The 21,421-nt window shown below is 69.8% G+C and carries 18 protein-coding genes; 16 read left to right on the forward strand and 2 right to left on the reverse strand.

The annotated features are described in order from the left end of the window. Positions 1-18: 18 nt before the first annotated feature. A complete protein-coding gene (locus HUS23_10875; GenBank protein ID QKT04276.1) occupies positions 19-228 on the reverse strand; it encodes a DUF3185 family protein in 210 nt (69 codons plus the stop codon). 178 nt (positions 229-406) lie between these two features. Between HUS23_10875 and HUS23_10880 the strand changes: the two genes are divergently transcribed. From HUS23_10880 to HUS23_10895, 4 genes are read left to right on the forward strand one after another with little or no spacing between them, the layout of a single operon-like run. Continuing rightward, on the forward strand, positions 407-622 hold the full coding sequence (locus HUS23_10880) for a hypothetical protein (GenBank protein QKT04277.1): 216 nt from the start codon (positions 407-409) through the stop codon (positions 620-622). 45 nt (positions 623-667) lie between these two features. After that, the gene (locus HUS23_10885; protein QKT04278.1) at positions 668-1,561 is read left to right on the forward strand and encodes a Ku protein; all 894 of its coding nucleotides are present in this window, start codon (positions 668-670) and stop codon (positions 1,559-1,561) included. 3 nt (positions 1,562-1,564) lie between these two features. Then, on the forward strand, positions 1,565-4,045 hold the full coding sequence (ligD, locus tag HUS23_10890; protein ID QKT04279.1) for a DNA ligase D: 2,481 nt from the start codon (positions 1,565-1,567) through the stop codon (positions 4,043-4,045). A 38-nt stretch (positions 4,046-4,083) separates the two neighbouring features. Next, entirely contained in the window at positions 4,084-4,938 is an 855-nt protein-coding gene (locus HUS23_10895) for an SDR family oxidoreductase (protein ID QKT04280.1), read from the forward strand. Positions 4,939-5,060: 122 nt separating this feature from the next. On the opposite strand, the gene HUS23_10900 is transcribed toward HUS23_10895, so the two are convergent. Then, positions 5,061-5,882 (reverse strand): phosphate/phosphite/phosphonate ABC transporter substrate-binding protein, encoded by an 822-nt coding sequence (locus HUS23_10900; GenBank protein QKT04281.1) that lies wholly within the window; start codon positions 5,880-5,882, stop codon positions 5,061-5,063. A 160-nt stretch (positions 5,883-6,042) separates the two neighbouring features. On the opposite strand from HUS23_10900, the gene HUS23_10905 reads away from it, so the two are divergent. From HUS23_10905 to HUS23_10960, 12 genes are all read left to right on the forward strand, one after another. Beyond that, entirely contained in the window at positions 6,043-6,762 is a 720-nt protein-coding gene (locus HUS23_10905) for a 1-acyl-sn-glycerol-3-phosphate acyltransferase (GenBank protein ID QKT04282.1), read from the forward strand. A 69-nt stretch (positions 6,763-6,831) separates the two neighbouring features. Then, positions 6,832-9,426, forward strand: a complete 2,595-nt coding sequence (gene clpB / locus HUS23_10910) for an ATP-dependent chaperone ClpB (GenBank protein QKT04283.1) — start codon at positions 6,832-6,834, stop codon at positions 9,424-9,426. A 199-nt stretch (positions 9,427-9,625) separates the two neighbouring features. After that, the gene (locus HUS23_10915; protein QKT04284.1) at positions 9,626-10,687 is read left to right on the forward strand and encodes a galactose oxidase; all 1,062 of its coding nucleotides are present in this window, start codon (positions 9,626-9,628) and stop codon (positions 10,685-10,687) included. 32 nt (positions 10,688-10,719) lie between these two features. Next, positions 10,720-11,154, forward strand: a complete 435-nt coding sequence (locus tag HUS23_10920) for a GNAT family N-acetyltransferase (GenBank protein QKT04285.1) — start codon at positions 10,720-10,722, stop codon at positions 11,152-11,154. Continuing rightward, complete coding sequence (locus HUS23_10925) at positions 11,151-11,582, forward strand: VOC family protein (protein QKT04286.1); 432 nt, start codon at positions 11,151-11,153, stop codon at positions 11,580-11,582. Before HUS23_10920 ends, HUS23_10925 begins: the two co-directional genes overlap by 4 nt. 55 nt (positions 11,583-11,637) lie before the next feature. Next, on the forward strand, positions 11,638-11,997 hold the full coding sequence (locus HUS23_10930) for a DUF202 domain-containing protein (GenBank protein QKT04287.1): 360 nt from the start codon (positions 11,638-11,640) through the stop codon (positions 11,995-11,997). A 377-nt stretch (positions 11,998-12,374) separates the two neighbouring features. Next, positions 12,375-12,734 (forward strand): DUF427 domain-containing protein, encoded by a 360-nt coding sequence (locus HUS23_10935; GenBank protein ID QKT04288.1) that lies wholly within the window; start codon positions 12,375-12,377, stop codon positions 12,732-12,734. Between the two features lie 91 nt (positions 12,735-12,825). Then, the gene (locus HUS23_10940) at positions 12,826-13,554 is read left to right on the forward strand and encodes an ABC transporter ATP-binding protein (protein ID QKT04289.1); all 729 of its coding nucleotides are present in this window, start codon (positions 12,826-12,828) and stop codon (positions 13,552-13,554) included. Continuing rightward, the gene (locus HUS23_10945; GenBank protein ID QKT05051.1) at positions 13,554-16,076 is read left to right on the forward strand and encodes an ABC transporter permease; all 2,523 of its coding nucleotides are present in this window, start codon (positions 13,554-13,556) and stop codon (positions 16,074-16,076) included. The genes HUS23_10940 and HUS23_10945 overlap by 1 nt, the downstream gene beginning before the upstream one ends. Then, positions 16,076-17,245, forward strand: a complete 1,170-nt coding sequence (locus tag HUS23_10950; protein QKT04290.1) for a carotenoid 1,2-hydratase — start codon at positions 16,076-16,078, stop codon at positions 17,243-17,245. Before HUS23_10945 ends, HUS23_10950 begins: the two co-directional genes overlap by 1 nt. Positions 17,246-17,251: 6 nt before the next feature. Beyond that, positions 17,252-18,304 carry an efflux RND transporter periplasmic adaptor subunit gene (locus HUS23_10955; GenBank protein ID QKT04291.1) on the forward strand — a complete coding sequence of 351 codons (1,053 nt, stop codon included), beginning with the start codon at positions 17,252-17,254 and terminating at the stop codon, positions 18,302-18,304. After that, positions 18,301-21,411, forward strand: coding sequence for an efflux RND transporter permease subunit (locus HUS23_10960; protein ID QKT04292.1), 3,111 nt, complete (start codon positions 18,301-18,303; stop codon positions 21,409-21,411). The genes HUS23_10955 and HUS23_10960 overlap by 4 nt, the downstream gene beginning before the upstream one ends. Positions 21,412-21,421: the final 10 nt, after the last annotated feature.

Here is a 21,421-nt window from a genome sequence, read left to right on the forward strand (position 1 = left end):
CTCTCGCCTGAGGCGCGCCTAGCCGCGGCGCCCGAACAGGGCCATCAGGCCGCCGCCGACGATAAGGGCGAGTCCGCCGATCAAATACCACATCGTCTCGTCCGTGTAGCGGCCGGTGACCGCCTCGGTGACCTGATCGACTGGCGAATCGGCCTGCTGCATGCCGAAGAACAGCAGCACCGCGCCGATCACCAGCAACACCACCCCGATGATCTGGGTTGCGCTCATTGCACCCTCCTTGGACTATTCTTATCGAACACTTGGGCGATCCTTCATGGATCGATCCCTCGACGCGGGGCTGGAGCCGGGCACGTGAGTCGCTGCCCCGGGAGCCGCACCCGCGGCGCTCCCGCCCCCTCGGTCGGCGCGGTTTAGATCGCACCGTTCATTCAGTATAGACAGCCACTTGCGGCTGCTGGCGGCCGCCACGGGAACGTTCATGTACTACTGCCCGCAATCGTGTGAGCCCTGCCCCCACGCCGCGCCCTGCGTGGAACAATGCGTGGATACCGGCGCGCCCGAGCTGGAGGTGTGCGAGGCCTGCGGGCTACCGGGCTTTCGCGACCCGAGCTACGAGCCGGCGCTGTGCAGCGCCTGTGCACAGGCCGCGGACGCGCCCTAACGCGTCGCGCCGCCGGATCTTAGGACGGGCCACAAGGAGGTGCCCATGTCACGTGTGATCTGGAAAGGCAGTATCAGCTTCGGCTTGGTGTACGTCCCGGTCGGACTGTACTCCAGTGAGCGGCGCAGCGAACTCAGTCTGTCGTTGCTCGACCGGCGCGACATGGCCCCGGTGGGCTACCGGCGCTACAACAAGAGCACCGGCGAGGATATCGAGTGGGGCGAGGTGGTGAAGGGTTACGAGTTCGAGCCCGGTCAGTTCGTGGTGCTCGACGAAGAGGACTTCACCAAGGCCAATGTGAAGGCCACCCAGACGGTGGAGATCCAGGACTTCGTGCCGGCCGCCGACATCCCCATGATCTACTACGACAAGCCGTATTACCTCGAGCCGCTCCCGCGCGGCGAGAAGGGGTACGTGCTGCTGCGCGAGACCCTCAAGCGGACCAAGCGGGTGGGCATCGCCAAGGTGGTGCTGCGTAGCCGTGAGCACCTGGCGGCGCTCGTGCCCTGGAACGACGTGCTGGTGCTCAATCTGCTGCGCTTCCACCACGAACTGCGCGAACCGAGCGAGCTCAAACTGCCCACCGGCGCGATCGAGGACTACGGCGTCGCCGATCGCGAGATCGACATGGCCGAGCGCTTGGTGGAAGGGATGAGCACCGAGTGGGAGCCGCAGCGTTACCGTGACGAATACCGCGAGGACCTGCTGCGCCTGATCGAGGAGAAGGCCGTCGCGGGCGAGGCGCACGCGATGCACGAGCCGGAGGCGCCCGCGCGCGGCGCCGAGGTCATCGACATCATGGAGGCGCTCAAGCGCAGCGTGGAGGCCACCAAGAAGGGCCGCGGCGCGGCGGCCACCAAGAGCGGCGAGAAGAAGGGCCGCGCGCGCGGCCCCACGCGCAAGCGCACCACCCGCGGCGGCGGCAAGAAGAGCGCCTGACGCATGGGCTTGGAGCACTACCGGCGTCGGCGCGACTTCAACCGCACGCCCGAACCCGCGGGCGAGCCCCGGGCCAAGCAGCGGGGGCGCCCACGCGCCGAACCGGCTCGCCAGTTCGTGGTGCAGAAGCACGCCGCCCGGCGCCTGCATTACGACTTTCGCCTGGAGCTCGGCGGGGTGCTGAAGAGTTGGGCCGTGCCGCAGGGTCCGAGCTTCGACCCCGAGGTCAAGCGTCTGGCGGTGCGCACCGAGGACCACCCGCTCGAGTACGCCGAGTTCGAGGGCACCATCCCCGAGGGCGAGTACGGCGCGGGTACCGTGATGGTGTGGGACCGCGGGCAGTGGACACCCGAAGGCGACGCCGAGGCCGGCCTTGCGAAAGGACATCTGCGCTTTCAACTCGAGGGTGAGAAGCTGCGCGGGGCCTGGGACCTGGTGCGTATGGGCGGGCGCGCGGCGCGCGAGGACAAGGAGAACTGGCTGCTGGTCAAGGTGGCGGACGACTACGCGGGCGAGATCGACATCGCCGAGGCGGCGCCGCGCAGCGTGGTCAGCGCGCGCGACCTGCACGCCATCGCCGATCATGCGCCGAGCGCGCGCGGGGAGCCGTTGCCCGAGCGCCTCGCGCCGCAACTGGCCACCCTGGTGGAGCAGGCGCCGGAAGGCGAGGGCTGGCTGCACGAGATCAAGTACGACGGCTACCGTGTTTTATGCCATGTCGACGGCGGCACGGCGCAGGTGTTCACCCGCAACGGCCATGACTGGACCGAGCGCTTCCCCGCCATCGCCCGCGCGCTGGCGGCCCTGCCGCTGCAGAACGCGTGGCTGGACGCCGAGCTGGTGGTTTTCCAGGACGACGGGACGACCAACTTCCAGGCGCTGCAAAACGCCATGCGCCGGGGCACGCCGGCCACGCTCAGCCTGTGCGTGTTCGACCTCCTGTTCCTGAACGGCGAGGACCTGCGCGGCCAGCCGCTGCTGGCGCGCAAGCGCCGGCTGCAGAGCCTGCTGCAGGGCGCCCGCCTGCCGCTGCGCTACAGCGACCACCTGCAGGGCCACGGCGGGGCCTTCTTGGAGCAGGCCTGTCGGCTCGGGCTGGAGGGCATCGTCTCCAAGCGCGCGCAGCGCCCTTACGTGGGGCGGCGCACGCGCGATTGGCTGAAGATCAAGTGCGAGCACCGTCAGGAGTTCGTGGTCGGCGGCTATACCGAACCCGGCGGGGCGCGTAAAGGCTTCGGTGCGTTGTTGCTGGGGGTCTACGAGGGCGAGCGCCTGCGCTACGCGGGGCGGGTGGGTACCGGCTTTGACGAGCGCCGGCTGCAGGAGGTGCTCGCCCGGCTGCAGCCGCTGGAGGTCAAGGCGGGTCCGTTTGACGAGGCCCCGCCGCGCATCCGTCAGCGCGTGCATTGGGTGCGTCCCGTGCTGGTGGCGGAGGTCAGCTTTACCGGCTGGACGGCCGAGGGACTGCTGCGCCATCCCGTGTTCCGGGGGCTGCGCGAGGACAGACCCGCGGGCGAGGTGCGCCGCGAACGGGCCGCGCCCGCGCCGCGGAGCACCGGGCGTCCGGTGCGGCGCGGCGCGGACCAGGGACAGCGCGTGGCGGGCGTGGCGCTGTCCAACCCGGACAAGGTGCTCTACCCGGGGCAGGACCTCAGCAAGCGCGACCTCGCGCAGTATTACCAGGCGGTCGCGGATTGGCTGCTGCCGCACGCCAAGGACCGGCCGCTTACCCTGGTGCGTTGCCCCGAGGGGCAGCGCAAGGACTGTTTTTATCAGAAGAACGCCACCGCCGGTGTGTCCAAGGCGCTGGCGCGGGTCGCGATCCCGCACAAGGGTAAGACCTTGGAGTACCTCGCGCTGCGCGACCTCGCGGGCTTGATCGGTCTGGTGCAACTCGGCGTGCTGGAGATCCACGTGTGGGGCTCGCGCTGCGACCGTGTGGAGCACCCGGACCGCCTGGTGTTCGATCTCGATCCTGACGAAGGACTTGCCTGGCAGGACGTGGTCGCCGCCGCGCAGCGCGTGCGCGCCCGCCTCGCCGATCTGGGGCTGGAGAGTTTTCTGCGCACCACCGGCGGCAAGGGGCTGCACGTGGTGGTGCCGCTGGTGCGCCGGCACGACTGGGCCGAGGCCAAGGCGTTCTCCAAGGCGCTCGCCGAGGACCTGGTGCGCCTGCAACCCGACAAGTACACCGCCAAACTGGCCAAGCGCGCGCGCAAGGGCAAGCTGTTCATCGACTACCTGCGCAACGGCTGGGGCGCGACCGCCGTCACCAGCTATTCCACCCGCGCGTGGCCGGGCGCGCCGGTCGCGGTGCCGCTGGCGTGGGAGGAGTTGAGCGCTAAGCTGCACCCCGACGCCTTCAACGTGCATACCGTGCCGGCGCGCCTCGCCGGTCTCGCCCGCGATCCCTGGGCGGACATGGGTGCGTTGCGCCAGTCCATCACCAAGAAGATGAAGCGCGAGCTCGGCATGAAGGTCTGAACCGTTCTTCTTTTTTTCATGCCACCAAGGAGGGCAGCATGAGCGAGCAACACCGTCCTGCACAGCACCAGGAGCAGCAACCGGGGCACGAGTCGGAGATGACCCCACGCCCGCGCGCCGAGGATCCCGGCTACCACGGCTGCAACAAGCTGCGCGGCAAGGTGGCGCTCATCACCGGCGGCGATAGCGGCATCGGACGGGCGGTCGCCCTGCTGTTCGCCAAAGAGGGTGCCGACGTGGCGATCGCCTACCTCGACGAGCATGACGATGCCGAGGAGACCAAGCGCGGTGTGGAGGCCGAAGGGCGGCAGTGCCTGCTCATCCCCGGCGACCTGGGCGAGGAGGCCCATTGCCAGGCGGTGGTGCGCGAGACGCTCGATGCGTTCGGGCAGTTGGACATCCTGATCAACAACGCCGCCGAGCAGCATGTACAGCAAAGCCTGCTCGACATCAGCGCCGAACAGTTGGAGCGCACCTTCCGTACCAACATCTTCGCCATGTTCTACCTCACCAAGGCGGCGTTGCCGCACTTGAAGCCCGGCAGCGCCATCGTCAACTCCACCTCGGTGACCGCCTATCAGGGCAAGCCGGAACTCATCGACTATGCCTCGACCAAGGGCGCGATCGTCGCCTTTACCCGCTCCATGTCGGAGGCGGTGGTGGGCGATGGGATCCGCGTGAACGCGGTGGCTCCGGGGCCGATCTGGACGCCGCTGATTCCGGCCAGCTTCGACGCGGAGAAGGTGGCCACCTTCGGGGCGAACAAGCCCATGGGACGGGCCGGCCAGCCCGAGGAGGTGGCGCCCTGTTATCTGTTCCTGGCGAGCGGAGACTCGTCGTACATGAGCGGGCAGGTGCTGCACCCCAACGGCGGCACGGTGGTGAACGGCTGAGCGTCGGACACGAAGGCCGTCCCGCCTTCGTGTCCACCTATCGAAGTGCTTAATGGATCCACCGCGCACTGGTCCCGCATTGCAAAGCGAACTGCGCGGCGTTCGCTTTGGGAGCGGCGGGCCTAGTCCTGAAAGCCCCAGACGTCCGCCAACAGGCGCCCGAGTCCGGCGTACTCGGCGTCGTTGGCGGCCACGAAGCCTTGGCGGCTGGCGCCGCCGATGGCGGTCAGCGCCTTGGCCACGACCTCGTCGCCGCTCATGGCGATCAGCGCCTCGCGCAGCTGCGCGCGGGTGGCGCCGTCCACGCGCCGCGTCACCGAGAACCCGCGGTCCGGAAGCGCCTGCGCCGTTTGGTACACGACCTTGTAGCCCTCCTGCTCCTGGCGGGCCCAGAACTGATCGCGCAGCACCGCCGCGTCGGCGCGGCCCTCGCGCACGCAGGCCAGCGCCGCCGGGAAACCGCCGACGGGCGTGTGCACCGGCTGACGGGCCGGGTTGGGAAACTGCTCCAGGACCGACAGCGTGGCGAGGTTCGGCACGGCCGGACCGCAGACGCGACGCCCGATAAGGTCGTCGACCCCGTCGATGCTGGCGTCGGCGCGTGTTACGACGACGAAGCGCAACTCGCCCGGCAGCTTGGCCAGCACCTCGTGATCCAGGTGTTGGTTGCGCCAGCCGATGAAATGGGGGCCGTCAAAGATCAGATCGAATTCGCCCTTGCGCATGCGCGAGGCGTATTCGATGAAGCTGCGCGTGGTGGCCACCTCGACCCGCTTGCCGGTGGCCCGGCTGAGGAAGTTCACGATCGGCTGATACTGCTGCACCGTGGCTTCCGGCGACTGGGTCGGCGCGGTGGCGAATACGATGGTCTCAGCGGCCGTGGGCAAGGAAACGGCCATCAGCAGGGCGAGCGCAACCGTCGGCGCAAGCGAGCGCTTGAGCATAATTCATCCTCCTTCGGATTATCGTTCTTCTTCTGTTTGTCGTTTTTATGGTGCTGCGTCTGTGCGCGACTCCGATGCTAGCACACGACCCGGCGACCACGACCCCCGCGCCCACAGACCTTGAAGGGATGCGCGATGGCCTGTGCTAGAGTGCGGCGCCATGGGTGCGGGACTGGCGTTTACCTTGCTGGCGGTGGGGCTGCTGACGGGCGCCCTCGCGGGCGGGCTGTGGCGAGTGGGCCGCCGCCACGCCGAGGCCGATTGGGGCCACCGGGGGCTGAACGTCCTGGACGGGCTCAATCGCATGTTCTGCACGCGTTTTCATCGCCTGCGCCACGACCCGGTGGCGCTGCCCGCGCAGGGCGGCGTGCTGGTGGTCGCCAACCACGTGTCGGGTCTGGATCCGCTGTTGATGGCCGCGGCTTGTCGGCGCCCGTTGCGCTTCATCATTGCGCGCGAGCAGTACGAGCGCCCGCTGCTGCGCACCTTCTTCCGGGCCATCGGCTGCATTCCCGTCGATCGCGACCGGCGTCCCGAACAGGCGCTGCGCGCGGCGCTCAAGGCGCTCGCCGCCGGTGAGGCCGTGGCGCTGTTTCCGCACGGGCGCATCCACCTGGATACAGATCCGCCGCGCCCGCTCAAGGGGGGCGTGGCCTGGCTGGCCAAACGTACCGGCGCGCCCATCCACCCGCTGCGCCTCACCGGCGTGCGCGGCGCGGGCCACACCGTACTGGCCGTGTTCATGCGCTCGCGCGCCCGCCTGCAGGCATTTCCCGCGCAGTACTGCACCGAAGGCGACGACTGTCTCGGCGGCCTCGCGCCGCTGCTCGAAGGACGCGCCACGAAGAAAACTTCACCGCTATCGGTTGAATCCTCCTGATTCGGTCCCCATCTAGCGCACAGCGGGTCGTTACGGCCACCACCGATTATCGAGCACGAGGACCTTCCCATGCGGATGGACAAGTTGACCAGCAAGTTTCAGATGGCGCTCGCCGATGCGCAGAGCATGGCGCTGGGGCGCGATCATCAGTTCATCGAGCCGCTGCATGTGATGGCCGCGTTGCTGGACCAGGAGGGCGGCACGGTGCGCCACCTGCTGGCCCAGGCGGGCGTGAACGTGAACCTGCTGCGCTCGCAGCTCGGCGAGGCGCTCGATCGCCTGCCGGGCGTGCAGGGCGCCGGCGGCGACGTGCACGTCTCCAATGACCTCAACCGCCTGCTGAACCTCACCGACAAGCTCGCCCAGCAGCGCAAGGACGCGTACATCTCCAGCGAGCTGTTCGTGCTCGCGGCGGTGGACGACAAGGGCCAGCTCGGCGAGCTGCTGCGCAAGGCGGGGGCGGGCAAGGCGGATGTCGAGCAGGCCATCGAGCAATTGCGCGGTGGGCAGAAGGTGGACGACCCCAATGCCGAGGAGCAGCGCCAGGCGCTGGAGAAATACACCATCGACCTTACCGAGCGTGCCGAGCAGGGCAAGCTCGACCCGGTGATCGGCCGCGACGACGAGATCCGCCGCACCATTCAGGTGCTGCAGCGGCGCACCAAGAACAACCCGGTGCTGATCGGCGAGCCGGGCGTGGGCAAGACCGCCATCGTGGAGGGCCTCGCGCAGCGCATCGTCAATGGCGAGGTGCCCGAGGGGCTGAAGGGCAAGCGCCTGCTGTCGCTCGATATGGGTTCCCTGATCGCGGGCGCCAAGTTCCGCGGCGAGTTCGAGGAACGCTTGAAGGCGGTGCTGAACGACCTCGCCAAGCAGGAAGGCCAGATCATCCTGTTCATCGACGAGCTGCACACCGTGGTCGGCGCCGGCAAGGCCGAGGGCGCCATGGACGCGGGCAATATGTTGAAGCCGGCGCTCGCGCGCGGCGAGTTGCACTGCGTGGGCGCGACCACGCTGGATGAGTACCGCAAGTACATTGAGAAGGACGCCGCGCTCGAGCGCCGCTTTCAGAAGGTGTTGGTCGACGAGCCCACGGTGGAGGACACCATCGCCATCCTGCGCGGCCTGAAGGAGCGCTATGAGGTGCACCACGGGGTGGAGATCACCGACCCGGCCATTGTCGCCGCGGCCACGCTCTCGCACCGCTACATCACCGATCGCCAGCTGCCGGACAAGGCCATCGACCTCGTCGACGAGGCCGCCAGCCGCATCCGCATGGAGATCGACTCCAAGCCCGAGGAGATGGATCGCCTGGAGCGGCGCCTGATCCAACTCAAGATCGAGCGCGAGGCGCTCAAGAAGGAGACCGACGAGGCCTCCAAGAAGCGCCTCGAGAACCTCGAGCAGGAGATCGCCAAGCTGGAGCGCGAGTTCTCGGACCTCGAGGAGATATGGAAGGCCGAGAAGGCCGCGCTGCAGGGCGCCACGCACATCAAGGAGGCCCTGGAGCGTGCGCGCATGGAGCTCGAAACCGCGCGCCGCGCGGGCGATCTCGGTCGCATGTCGGAGCTGCAGTACGGGCGCATTCCCGAACTCGAGCGGCAGCTCGAGCAGGCCACGCAGGCCGAGACGCAGGAGATGAAGCTGCTGCGTAACAGCGTGAGCGACGAGGAGATCGCCGAGGTGGTCTCCAAGTGGACCGGCATTCCCGTGTCCAAGATGCTGGAGGGCGAGCGCGACAAGCTGCTGCGCATGGAAGAGGCGCTGCACAATCGCGTGATCGGCCAGGACGAGGCGGTGCGCGCGGTGGCCGACGCCATCCGCCGCTCGCGCGCCGGGCTGTCCGACCCCAACCGCCCGAACGGTTCGTTCCTGTTCCTCGGCCCCACCGGCGTCGGCAAGACCGAGCTTTGCAAGTCGCTCGCCGAGTTCCTGTTCGACACCGAAGAGGCCATGGTGCGTATCGACATGTCCGAGTTCATGGAGAAGCACTCCGTGGCGCGGCTGATCGGCGCGCCCCCGGGCTACGTCGGTTACGAGGAGGGCGGTTACCTCACCGAGGCGGTGCGTCGCAAGCCCTACTCGGTGATCCTGCTCGATGAGGTGGAGAAGGCGCACCCGGACGTGTTCAACGTGCTGCTGCAGGTGCTCGACGACGGGCGTCTCACCGACGGCCAGGGGCGCACGGTGGACTTCCGCAATGCGGTGGTGGTGATGACCTCCAACCTCGGCAGCCAGATGATTCAGGAACTGGCCGGCGAGGAGAACTACGCCGCCATGAAGGAGGCGGTGATGAACGTGGTCGGGCAGCACTTCCGCCCCGAGTTCATCAACCGCGTGGACGAGGTGGTGGTTTTCCATCCCTTGATGCGCGAGCAGATTCGCGCCATCGCGACCATTCAGATCGCCAACCTGCAGGCGCGGGTGCGCGAGCGCGACATGGAGTTGCGCATCACCGAGGCGGCGCTCGACAAGCTCGGCGAGGCCGGTTTCGATCCGGTGTACGGCGCCCGCCCGCTCAAGCGAGCCATCCAGCAGCAGCTGGAGAACGGGCTGGCCAAGGCGATACTCGAGGGCCGCTTCGGGCCGCGCGACATCATCCAGGTCGATGCGGAAGACGGCCAGATCGTGTATCGCAACGGAGGCCGCAAGGAGGCGGCGTAAGGAACACCTGCCGGAGCGCAGCCTCAGGGACGCCGCAGGAGGCGGCAGGGCTGGGATGCCCGATCAGGGACGAGGAAGCCGCGGCACTGCCGCGGCTTTTCTTTTTGGCGCGAGCAGCCGCGGCGACCGAGCGGGCTGCTAGGCTAGCCGAAACAGCACACCACGATGGTGCGCCGCGATCGGTACAGGGAGGTGCGGAATGAACCGAGCGAACTGGACGGGTGCCCCTCGCCGCGCGGCGGGCTTGTTGTGCGCCGCAGCGCTGGTTTGGGCGGCGGCGCTGGTGTGGGCGGCGAGTGCCGCGGCGCAGGACGAGGCGGACTGGGGCGTACTGGCACCGTTTCCCGATCCGCGCACCGAGGTCAGCGTGACCGGCGACGGCGAACGGGTGTACGTGATCGGCGGCTTCACCGCGCCGCCCGAGGGCGCCGATGCCGAGGCGCGCCCGCCGGCGGCCGAGGACATGTACGTCTACGATCCCGCCAGGGATACCTGGGAGAACCTCGGCGCGGCGCCCCTGCGCACCCACCATGCCGGCTTCGTGCACCACGAGGGCCGCCTCTACATCCTCGGTGGCTATCGCGACAACACCTTCGAGCCCATCGACGATGTGTGGATTTACGACATCGCGAGTGGCCAGTGGCGCGAGGGCGCACCCATGCCGACCGCACGCGGCGCGCTCGCCTACACGGTGCTCGACGGGCGTATCCACACCATCGGCGGCACGGTGGCCGATATCGACGCGCTCGACCACTTGGTGCACAACACCGACTCGCCCGACGATTCGGTGGGCACACACGAGGTTTACGATGCCGCCACCGATAGTTGGGAACGCCTCGCGCCGATGCCCACGGCCCGCAACCACCACGCCGCGCAAGCGCTCGACGGTCGCATCTATGTCACCGCGGGGCGCGCCGGAGAGGACTACACCATGACTGTGACCGGGGTCTACGACCCGACCGCCGACACCTGGGGCGAGGCCGCGCCCCTGCTCACCGGGCGCAGCGGGGTGGCGGCCGCGGTGCTGGACGGCTGGCTGTATCTCTTTGGCGGGGAGACCTTCGATCCCGGCGAGGAGCGAACCTTCGACGACGCCGAGCGCTACAACCCGGCCGAGGATCGCTGGGAGGCGCTGGCGCCCATGCCGACGGCGCGCCACGGCCTCGGCGCGGCGGTGGTGGACGGCGCCATATACGTCGTCTCCGGCGGCCCGCAACCGGGCTTCAGCCTGGGTGACGCGAACGAGCGTTACCGGCCCTGAGGACGATCGACCCTCGCGCCGTGCGCTGCTTGATGGTCGCGTACGGGACGTCGCAATACGCGGCGGCGCGGGCGCTGCGCGAGGCGGTGCTGCGCCGCCCGCTGGGTCTGACACTGTCGGCGCAGGACGTGCAGGGCGAGCAGGACCAACTCCACTACGGCATGTTCGATGCGCGCGGTGCGGCGCTGGCGTGCGTCTCGGTGGCGCTGGGCGACGCGGGGCGCGCCCGGGTGCGCCAGATGGCCGTCGCGGCCGCGCTGCAAGGGCGCGGGCTGGGGCGGGCCCTGCTGCAGGCGGTGGAGGCCGACCTCAGGGCGCGGGGCGTGCGCGAGCTCATGCTGCACGCACGGCTGCAGGCCGTCGGCTTCTACCGGCGCCAAGGCTACCGGGTCGTGGGGGAGCCGTTCTTGGAAGTGGGCATGCCGCACCGCCGGATGGCGAAACGGCTGCCGGAGGGGGAGCCATGAAACCGCGAATCAGCATGATCACCCTGGGCGTGGCGGATGTGGGCCGCGCGGCGCGCTTCTACGAGCAGGGCCTGGGGCTGCCGCGCCACCCGGTGGAGGAGCCCGATGGCGGCAGCGAACCGAGCGTGGCCTTCTTCGCGCTCGACGGCACCTGGCTCAGCCTGTACGGGCGCGAGACCCTGGCGCAGGATGCCGGCGTGCCGAGCGCGGAGCGCTCGGCCGGCTTCAGCCTGGCGCACAACGTCTCCACCAGGGACGAGGTCGACGCCGTGCTCCGGCAGGCGGTGGGCGCCGGCGCCCGCTTGATCAAACCCGCGCAGGACACCTTCTGGGGCGGCTATGCGGGCTACTTCGCCGATCTTGACGGGCACCTGTGGGAGGTGGCCTGGAACCCGCACTTTTGGGTGGGACCGGCGGACCCCGACTGAGACGCGGCCCGAATTCGCACTAGGCTTGTTGAAGTCGCCGCTCCCCGGAATGTCTATGTCCAGCCTCGATGACCCGCGCGTTTTCTTCGCCGCCGAGCGCACGCTGCTCGCGTGGAACCGTACCGGCCTCACCTTGATGGCGTTCGGTTTCGTGGTCGAGCGTATCGGCCTGTTCGAGGAGTTGCTGCGCGGCGAAAGCGCGGCCCGCACCCTCGCGTTCTGGGCGGGGCTGGGCTTCATCGGCCTCGGCATCGCGGTCAATGTGCTGGCGGTCGTGCAGTTCCTGCAGGTGCGCCGCACGCTCCGCCCGCCGGAGATCCCACGCGGCTACTGGACCTATACCGGGGTGGCGGTGAACCTGGGCGTCGGGCTGCTGGGTGTGGCGCTCGTGGTGTACCTGGTCGCCGCCCGCTAGCGCTGAACGCGCGAGTTCACACCGTTCAACGTGCGGCCCTGCTTCTCCTCCATGGTCGCCTGCATCCGCTGCGCGCCGCGCAGCGGGTCCGCCAATCAGTCGTGCTGCCTCTTCGCCTCGTCGTTGCGCACTTGACGCCGGTCAAAAGTCGGCTCTGCCCGCGGGCCTAGGATGGCCGAAACACGCACAACACGACGAGGTGCTGATCATGATGGAGATCCTGCTGCGCAGCCCGACGGGCATCCTTACGCTGATCACGGTGTTCGGTTCGTTGGTGGTGCTGTCCTACGCCGTGTGGTGGACGGTGACGCGGCCGATCCCCGACGAGGAGCGCTAACGCGTCGGTCCTGCGCTACCCCTTCCGCTAATCTTGGGGTATGGAGAAACAGGAACTGATCATCGAACACGATCAGGTCACCGTCGAGGTGGAACTGGGCGGGGAGCAGATCGCGCACAGTCATCGGCCGGTGGTGGTGAAGGAGGCCGGACATGCGCCGGTGTACTACATCCCCCTGGCCGATGTCGCGCCGGCCGCGCTGGAACCCAGCCTGCGGCGCACCCGGTGCCCCCTCAAAGGGGAAGCGCGCTACTGGCATCTGCGCGGCGGTGGGCGGCGCGTCGAGGACGCCGCCTGGACCTATGATCACCCCGTGCCGGGGCGGGAGGTGTTGCGCGACTACGTGGCGTTCTACCCGGAGCGGGTGGATGCGCTGCGCGTCGCCCCGACCCGCGGCTGAGTGCGCGCGGCGCGTGTAGGCACTCCCCCTCGCGGAAGCGGCGGGTGGGCCGACGGGCGTGTCGGCGCGTCTTCGGTTAGCATTGCCTGCGATGTCTTCTCGCGCCGACCATCATGCCTCCCCCCTCGCCGATGTGCCGCTGCTGGCCATGCAGGGGGTGTGCCGGCGTTATGCCGAGGGCGCACGGGGGCGCGCGGTGCTCGACGGGGTGGATCTCATCCTGCAACCGGGTGAGCGGGTGGCGCTGATGGGCCGCAGCGGCTCCGGCAAGTCGACCCTGCTCAACCTCGCCAGCGGCATCGACCTGCCCGACAGCGGTACTGTCCGGGTGGCGGGCCGCGAGCTCACCGCGCTGAACGAGCGCGCCCGCACCTTGTTCCGGCGCCATCACATCGGCTTCGTGTTTCAGTTCTTCAACCTGGTACCGACGCTCACGGTGCGCGAAAACCTGCGCCTGCCGCTCGAACTGATCGGGCGGCGCGCCGCCGAGGCGGGGCGCAGCGCCGACCAATGGCTGGCGCGGGTGGGTCTGGCCGAGCGCGGCGACAGCTATCCCGAGGAGCTGTCGGGCGGCGAGCAGCAGCGCGTGGCGGTGGCGCGCGCGCTGGTGCACGGTCCGCGCCTGGTGTTGGCCGATGAGCCGACCGGCAACCTCGACGAGGCGACCGCGCGCGAGGTGCTCGCGATGCTGGCCGAGCTGCCGCGGGCGGTGGGCGCCGGTCTGCTGATGGTCACGCACAGCGTGGAGGCCGCCGCCGTCGCGGATCGCACCCTGCATCTGCGCGAGGGCCGCCTGCACGCGGACGGCACGGCGCCATGATGGTCGCCCGCGCCAGTCTGCGGCACCTGGCGCGCCATCCCGGGCAGTTGGCGCTGGCGGTGTTGGGTGTCGCCCTGGGCGTCGCCGTGGTGGTCGCCATCGAGTTGGTCAATCACAGCGCGCGCCAGGCCTTCAGCTATTCCACCGAGGTGCTGTCCGGCGGCACCACCCACCACATCGTCGGCGGACCCGCCGGCGTCGACGAGGCCGACTACGCCCGGCTGCGCATCGCGGGTCTGCGCCCCAGCGCGCCGGTCGTGGAAGGGCATGTCGAGTTGGCCGCCGCGCCCGGCGAGGCCCTCCAACTGCTCGGCGTCGACGTGTTCGCCGATGCCCCGTTTCGCCGCTACACCGCCACCCTGGATGCCCAGGCCGACCTGGAGGCGCTGCTCACCACGCCCGGCGCCGCGGTGATGAGCGCGGAGCTCGCCGAGCGCCTCGGCCTCGTCGAGGGCGATCGCGTCGAGGTGCGCGCGGGCGGGCGCAGCCTCCGCCTGCACCTGGTCGGGCGGCTGACCGTGGAGGACGCGTTGACGCGCGAGGTGCTGGCCGGCGTGGTGCTCACCGACATCGCCACCGCGCAGGAGTGGCTGGGCCAACCCGGGCGCCTGACGCGCATCGACCTCATCCTGGCCGAAGGGGCCGAGGGCGAGCGCCGCCTGGCCCAGATCGCGGCGGCGCTGCCGCCCGCGCTGCGCATCGAACCGGTCGGCGCCCGCATCGGCGCCATGGAGCAAATGACCCGCGCGTTTCGCCTCAACCTCACCGCGCTCAGCCTGCTCGCGCTGGTGGTGGGCATGTTCCTCATCTACAACACCATGACCTTCTCGGTGCTGCAGCGGCGCGGCCTGATCGGCCGCCTGCGGGTGCTGGGCGTCACGCGCGGCCGGATCCAAGCGGTGGTGCTGGGCGAGGCGCTCGTGGTGGGCGTGCTCGGCACCGCCCTCGGCGTGCTGGCCGGCATCGCGCTGGCCGAACAGTTGTTGGGCCTCGTGACCCGCACCATCAATGATCTGTATTTCGTGCTCAACGTGGCGGCCCTGCAGGTGGACCCCGGGGCCCTCGCGCGCGGCGCGGCCTTGGGCGTGGGCGCGACCTTGCTGGCGGCGTGGTTGCCCGCGCGCGAGGCCGCGCATACCGCGCCGCGCGCCGCGCTGGCGCGCGTGGACGTGGAGCGCCTTCTGGCGGCGCGGGTGGGGCGCGCCGCCGCGCTGGGCGCTTTGTCGCTATTGCTCGCGCTGGGGCTGCTGGCCGTATTCGGGCGCGGGTTGGTGCCCGGCTTCGCCGCGCTGGCGCTGTTCATCGGCGGGGCGGTGTTGCTGGTGCCGGCCGCCACGCGGGCCCTGGCCGAGGCGCTGCGCGCCCCGGCCCGGCAGGCGCTCGGGCTGCCGGGGGCGATGGCCGCCCGCGGGGTGGTGACCTCGCTGAGCCGCAGCGCCCCGGCGGTGGCGGCCCTCGCCGTGGCCCTGGCGGCCGCGGTCGGCGTGGCGCTGATGATCGACAGTTTCCGCCTGTCGGTGGAGCGCTGGCTGGAGGGCACCCTGCGTGCCGACATCTACGTCAGCGTGCCGGGCGGCGGCTCGCTGGACCCGGCGCTGGCGGCGCGCTTCGCCGCGCTGCCCGGCGTGCAGGCGGTCAGCCAGGGCCGGCGCGTGCGGGTCGACGCGCCCGAGGGGCCGACCGAGCTGTTCGCGCTCGACATCCCGCCGGCGAGCTTCGCCGCCTTCGGCTTGCGGCGCGGCGATGCCGAGCGTGCGCGCGCCGCGTTCTATGCCGGTGAGGCGGTCCTGGTGTCCGAGCCCTTGGCTTGGCACCGCGGGCTCGACGTGGGCGACAGCCTCACGCTGCACACCGACCGCGGCCCGCGCGCGTTCCCGGTGGCGGGCATCTACCGCGATTACAGCAGCGACCAGGGGGTGGCGGCGCTGGTGCTCGATGCCTATCAGGCCCTGTACGACGACCCGCACGTCAGCTCCTTCGGGATCTACGCCGCGCCCGACGCGGATCCTGCCGCGCTGCTGCAACGGGTGCGCGCGGCCGCGCCGGCGGATCAGGCCCTACAGGTGCAGTCCAACCGCGCCCTGCGCGAGGCCTCCATGGCCATCTTCGACCAGACCTTCGCGATCACCGAGGTGCTGCGGGTTATCGCCTTGGCGGTCGCGGCGGTGGGGCTGGTGAGCGCGCTGCTGGCGCTGCAGCTGGAGCGCGCGCGCGAACTGGCGGTGCTGCGCGCGATCGGTTTCACGCCCGCCGACGTGGGGCGCCTGGTGCTGGCGCAGAGTGGGCTGACCGGCCTCATCGCCGGGCTGCTGGCGGTACCGCTCGGCTGGGGCCTCGCCTGGGGGCTGACGCAGGTCATCAACCGCCGCGCCTTCGGGTGGAGCATGGAGCTGGTGGTGACCGCCGGGCCGCTGCTGCAGGTGGTGGCGCTGGCGGTGGTCACCGCGCTGCTCGCGAGCGCGTGGCCGGCCTGGCGCATGGCGCGCACGCCCGCCGCCTGGGCCCTGCGGGAGGTCGGCTGATGCGGCGCGCGGCGGTGGTCGCGGTGCTGGCGGTGCTGCTGGCGCTGCTGCTGTGGTTGTTGCCGCAGCAGACCGCGCGCGAGCCGGTGTCACCGGCGCCCGAGAACGCCTACGAACTCGGCAATCTGATGAGCGGCGACGTGGCCGGCTATGCGCGCGCGCATGCGCCGCGCCCGTTCGTGTTCCCGGAGGACCACGGGCCTCATCCGGCCTACAAGCACGAGTGGTGGTACTGGACCGGCAACCTGCAGGCAGAGGACGGGCGCCGCTTCGGTTTTCAGCTCACGGTGTTTCGCATCGCCATGACGCCGACGCCGGTGGCGCGCGCCTCCGCCTGGCGCGGCGATCAGGTCTACATGGCGCACTTCGCGCTGACCGACGTGGCGGGGCGGCGCTTTTATCACGCCGAACGCTTCAGCCGCGGCGCGCTGGACCTCGCCGGGGCGCAGGCGGCGCCGTTTCGCGTGTGGCTCGAGGATTGGGTGGCGGCGGGACCCCCGGCGGGTGAGACGCCGTTCCCCTTGCGTCTGCAGGCGTCGGAGGCGGATTTCGCCATCGATCTGGTGCTCGAGCCCGTGAAGCCGCACGTGTTGCAGGGCGAGCAAGGCCTCAGCCAGAAGAGCGCCGAGCCCGGCAACGCCTCCTACTACTATTCCTTTACCCGCCTCGCGGCGCGCGGCGAGGTGCGCAGCGCCGATGCGCGACTCGCGGTGAGCGGCAGCGCCTGGTGGGATCGCGAGTGGTCGAGCTCCGCACTGGGCGCCGATCAGGTCGGCTGGGACTGGTTCTCGCTGCAACTTTCCGACGGGCGCGAGGTCATGTACTACCAGATGCGCCGGCGTGACGGATCGGTCGATCCGCACAGCAAGGGCGTGCTGGTCGGAGCCCGGGGGGAGGCGCAGTTGCTGCGCCATGCGGACGTCGAACTCACCGTGTTGGACCACTGGGAGAGCCCGCGCGGGGGACGGTATCCCGCGCGCTGGCGTCTGACGGTGGCCGATCTGGACCTTCTCGTGCAGCCCTTTCTGTCGGACCAGGAAATGGATACGCTGGTGCGTTATTGGGAGGGCGCCGTGCAGGTGCAAGGGCGCGCCGGGGATGCCCCCGTGGATGGCGTGGGTTACGTGGAACTCACCGGCTACGCGAACGAACCAGGGGAAGCGGAATAAATGCGTATGTGGCGCGCACTGACGGTCGGCCTGCTGGCGCTGGCAACGCTGAGCCTCGCGGGCTGCGGCCAGGATTCAGTCTCCGCCGTGCCCGAGCGACCCGATCGCGCGGCGCGCGTGCACCTGGTGGAGGCCGCGCGTGCCGAGCTCGCGGCGCTGGCCGAGTCCTCTACCTACACCGGCACCCTGCGCGCGCGGCGCAGCGTGCGCATCTTCAATCAAGAACCCGGCCAGATCCTGCAGCTGCCCTTCTTCGAGGGCGACGCGGTCGCGCAGGGCACGACCTTGGTGCGCTTGGACGACCGTCTGCTGCGCGCGCAACTGGACAAGGCGCAGGCGACGCGGCGCCAGAGCGAGGTGAACCTGCAACGCCTGCAGGGCCTGGTGAAGCGCCAGCTGGTGTCGGAGGACGAACTGGTGCGGGCGCAGACCGATCTGGAGCTCGCGCACGCCGACGTGCAGCTGCTGGAGGCGCGCCTGTCGTACACCCGCATCGATGCGCCGTTCGACGGCGTCGTGTCGGCGCGCCTGGTGGAGCCGGGCGATGCGGTATCGAGCCACACCCATCTGATGACCCTGATCGACCCGCAGTCGCTGACCGTGGAGCTGCAGGTGCCTGAAACGCTGTTGCCGCATCTGCGCCACGGTGACGCGGCCTCGGTGCGCATCGATGCCCTGGGACGGCAGATCCTGGAGGGCGAGATCAATCGGCTGCACGCCTCGGTGGACGCTTCGGGGCGCGGCACCGTCGAGGTGCGCCTGACCGATGCGCCGGCGCAGGTGCGCGCCGGCCAGTTCGCGCGCGTGACCCTGGCGGGGCGCGCGCCGCAGCGTCTGGTGGTGCCGTTCGCCGCGGTGCAGCGCGACCCGCGCGGCGAGTACGTGTACGTGCTCGACGAGGAGCAGCACGTATGGCGCGTGGGGGTACGCACCGGGGTGCGCCTCGGCGACCGGGTGGAGGTGCTGGACGGGCTGGAAGTGGGCCAGCCGGTAGTGACCAAGGGGTTCCTCGGGTTGCATGACGGGCGTAGCGTGCGCGTGGTCGGCGAACGCGCATGAGCCTGGACCTGCAGCGGCGCCTGCGCGGCGGGGGACTGGCCGAGTGGTCCATTCGCCACCCCATCGGCGTCGTCATGCTGGCGCTGGCGGCCGTGGTGCTGGGTGGCTTTGCGCTCACCCGCCTGGGCGTGGACCTGCTGCCCGAGATCATCTATCCGGAGATCGTGGCGCGGGTGGCCGAGCAGGGCGTACCGGCCACGGTGATGGAAGACCGTATCACGCGCTACCTCGAGGAGCAGTTGGCGATCACCGAGGATGCCATCTCGGTTCAGTCCAATACCTCCGAGGGCAGTACCCAGGTCAATCTGTCGTTCCCATACGGCAAGGACATCGACATCGCGCTGCGTGACGCGAGCACCCGGCTCGACCGCGCGCGGCGCCAGTTCCCCACTACCATCGACCAGCCGACCATCTTCAAACGCGACCCTTCGCAGATTCCGGTGGCGGAGTACGTGGTGAGCTCGCCACTGATGGGGCCGGTCGCTCTGCGCCAATGGGTGGACGAGGAGCTGGCGCGTTGGTTTCTGAACCTGCCGGGGGTGGCCGCCGCGGAGGTGGGCGGCGGACTCACGCGCGAGATCTGGGTGATGCCGGATCAGGACCGGCTGGCCGCCTATGGGCTGACGGTGCAAGACGTGGTGCAGGCGGTAGAGCGCGGCAACGTCGACGCGCCCGGTGGCCGGATCGCGGTCGGCGGGCGCGAGATGACCGGGCGCACCGCGGGCCGGGTGCAGACGGTGGAGGACCTCGCGGCGCTGCCGCTCGCCTACCGTGACGCCGAGGGTCAGCCGGGGCTGCTGCGCCTGGGCGAAGTGGCGCAGGTGGTCGACACCCACGAGGATGAGCGCGTGCGCGTGCGCCTGAACGAGGTACCGGGCGTGCGCATGTCGATCCAGAAGCAGCCGCAGGCCAATACCGTGTCGGTGGTCGACCACGTGGAGGAGCGCCTTGCCTGGCTGGCCTCGCAGGGACTGATCCCCGAGGAGGTGGAGGTGCGGCGCATCTCCGATCAGTCGGGCTATGTGCGCGACGCCATCCGCAATGCCTCCCTGGCCGCCGGCACCGGCGCCGTGCTCGCCATGCTGGTGGTGTACATCTTCCTTGGCAACCTGCGCCGCACGCTGATCATCGGCAGCGCGATTCCCATCGCGGTGATGGTCACCTTCTTCTTCATGGACGTCGCGGGCCTCACGCTCAATATCATGACCCTGGGGGGGCTGGCGCTCGGCATCGGCATGTTGGTCGACAGCACCATCGTGATGTTGGAGAACATCACCCGTCACCAACGCGCCGGCGAATCGCTGGGCGAGGCGGCGGTGAACGCCGCACGCGAGGTGAACAGCGCCATCGTGGCCGCCACCAGCACCAACCTCGCGGCGGTACTGCCGTTCCTGTTCATCGGCGGCCTGGTCGGGCTGCTGTTCCGCGAGCTCATCATCACCATCTCGGCCGCCATCGTGGCGGCGCTGGTGGTGGCGCTCACGCTGGTGCCGGCGCTCGGTTCGCGGGTGGTGAGTACGCATCGCGGCATGCTGCGCCGCGGGGTGGATGCGGGCATGAGCTACCTCCAGAGCGGCTACGCCTGGACGGTGCGTCAGACCCTGCGCCTGCCCTGGCTGGTGGTGGCGCTGTTCGTGGCCGCACTGTTGTACACCGGTGGCACCTTCTTCAGCGGCAATCAGGTGTTCCTGCCCTCCATGGACGACGGCCAGGTGCGCCTGAACGTCAACGGCGACATGGGCATCGAACTGGAGGAGATGGACGCGGCGGTGCGTCAGCTCGAGCGTCTGCTGCTCGAACAGCCGGAGGTGGTCACGGTATCGACCACCGCCGGGGGGTTCATCTTCGGGCGTAGCCAGCGCGAGGCCAGCCATCGCAGTACGCTGATGATCCAGCTGGTGCCGCTCGCGCAGCGTCACCTGAGCTCCGAGGAATGGATCCGCAGCATGGATCAGAAGGTGCGCGATCTCGGTCTGGTGGGCATGCGGGTCCACATGCGCACCCAAGGCATTCGCGGCATCCGACTCGGGCGTGGCGACGATCAGATCAGTCTGCGTATCGCGGGCCCGGATCTGGAGACCCTCGCCCAGCTCGGCGAGGCGCTGGTGGGGCGTCTGGGCGACATCGAGGGCCTGCGCAATTTGTCGCATTCCTATGAGGAGGTGCTGCAAGAGGTATCGGTCCGCGTGGATCGTGAGCGCGCCAATGCCCTGGGCGTCGCGGTGGAGGATGTGGGGCGCACGGTGCGCGTGGCGCTGGAGGGCCTGCATGCGGGCGATTTTCTGGCCGGCAATCGTGGTTACGACATCCGTGTGCGTCTGCCGCGCGAGCAGTTTCGCGGCCTGGAGGACCTGCGCGGCCTGATCGTGCAGGCGGAGGCCACCCGCAACCGGCCCGTCTACCTGGCGGAGGTGGCCGAGCTCGAGTTCGTGCCGGCGCCCACCACCATCCGGCGCGACAACCAGCAGCGCGTGGTGGAGATCAGCGGTTCGGTGTCGGACGACGTGCCGCTCGGCCAGGTCGATGCCGCCATTCAGGAGCGTCTGGCCGACTTCGAGCTGCCGCGCGGCTACACGCTGTACGACGAGGGCGCCACCAAGGCACTGCAGGAGGGTGCCCAGACCAGTCAGATCCTGCTCGCGCTCGCGCTGTTCCTGGTGTTCGTGGTGATGGCCGTGCAGTACGAGTCGCTGCGCAACCCGCTCATCATCCTGTTCAGCGTGCCCTTCGCGGCCATCGGCGTCGCACTCGGGCTCACCTGGCAGGAAATCCCGCTGTCCATGCCGGTGTGGCTCGGCATGATCATGCTGGCCGGCATTGTGGTGAACAACGCCATCGTGCTGGTGGAGTACATCGAGATCCAGCGCGAGCGCGGCCTCGCCGTGCTGGAGGCGACCGTGGAGGCCGCGCGCCTGCGCCTGCGCCCGATCCTCATGACCACGCTCACCACCGTGGCCGGCATGCTGCCCCTCGCACTGGCCCTGGGCGAGGGCGGCGAGATGCTGCGTCCGCTCGCGCAGGTAATCGTATTCGGGCTCAGCTTCTCCATGCTGGTCAGTCTGTTCCTGGTCCCTTCCGTCTACCGCCTGGGCCATCCGCGCGGGTGAGGGCCGGGGC

The sequence above is a fragment of the Ectothiorhodospiraceae bacterium 2226 genome, from assembly GCA_013348725.1.
Lineage (GTDB): Bacteria > Pseudomonadota > Gammaproteobacteria.

Excerpts from the sequence above, each read along its gene's own strand:
- HUS23_10875 (QKT04276.1), bottom strand. The coding sequence starts at position 228 with ATGAGCGCAACCCAGATCATCGGGGTGGTGTTGCTGGTGATCGGCGCG.
- HUS23_10885 (QKT04278.1), top strand. The coding sequence starts at position 668 with ATGTCACGTGTGATCTGGAAAGGCAGTATCAGCTTCGGCTTGGTGTAC.
- ligD (QKT04279.1), top strand. The coding sequence starts at position 1,565 with ATGGGCTTGGAGCACTACCGGCGTCGGCGCGACTTCAACCGCACGCCC.
- HUS23_10895 (QKT04280.1), top strand. The coding sequence starts at position 4,084 with ATGAGCGAGCAACACCGTCCTGCACAGCACCAGGAGCAGCAACCGGGG.
- HUS23_10900 (QKT04281.1), bottom strand. The coding sequence starts at position 5,882 with ATGCTCAAGCGCTCGCTTGCGCCGACGGTTGCGCTCGCCCTGCTGATG.
- HUS23_10905 (QKT04282.1), top strand. The coding sequence starts at position 6,043 with ATGGGTGCGGGACTGGCGTTTACCTTGCTGGCGGTGGGGCTGCTGACG.
- clpB (QKT04283.1), top strand. The coding sequence starts at position 6,832 with ATGCGGATGGACAAGTTGACCAGCAAGTTTCAGATGGCGCTCGCCGAT.
- HUS23_10915 (QKT04284.1), top strand. The coding sequence starts at position 9,626 with ATGAACCGAGCGAACTGGACGGGTGCCCCTCGCCGCGCGGCGGGCTTG.
- HUS23_10920 (QKT04285.1), top strand. The coding sequence starts at position 10,720 with ATGGTCGCGTACGGGACGTCGCAATACGCGGCGGCGCGGGCGCTGCGC.
- HUS23_10925 (QKT04286.1), top strand. The coding sequence starts at position 11,151 with ATGAAACCGCGAATCAGCATGATCACCCTGGGCGTGGCGGATGTGGGC.
- HUS23_10930 (QKT04287.1), top strand. The coding sequence starts at position 11,638 with ATGTCCAGCCTCGATGACCCGCGCGTTTTCTTCGCCGCCGAGCGCACG.
- HUS23_10935 (QKT04288.1), top strand. The coding sequence starts at position 12,375 with ATGGAGAAACAGGAACTGATCATCGAACACGATCAGGTCACCGTCGAG.
- HUS23_10940 (QKT04289.1), top strand. The coding sequence starts at position 12,826 with ATGTCTTCTCGCGCCGACCATCATGCCTCCCCCCTCGCCGATGTGCCG.
- HUS23_10945 (QKT05051.1), top strand. The coding sequence starts at position 13,554 with ATGGTCGCCCGCGCCAGTCTGCGGCACCTGGCGCGCCATCCCGGGCAG.
- HUS23_10950 (QKT04290.1), top strand. The coding sequence starts at position 16,076 with ATGCGGCGCGCGGCGGTGGTCGCGGTGCTGGCGGTGCTGCTGGCGCTG.
- HUS23_10955 (QKT04291.1), top strand. The coding sequence starts at position 17,252 with ATGTGGCGCGCACTGACGGTCGGCCTGCTGGCGCTGGCAACGCTGAGC.
- HUS23_10960 (QKT04292.1), top strand. The coding sequence starts at position 18,301 with ATGAGCCTGGACCTGCAGCGGCGCCTGCGCGGCGGGGGACTGGCCGAG.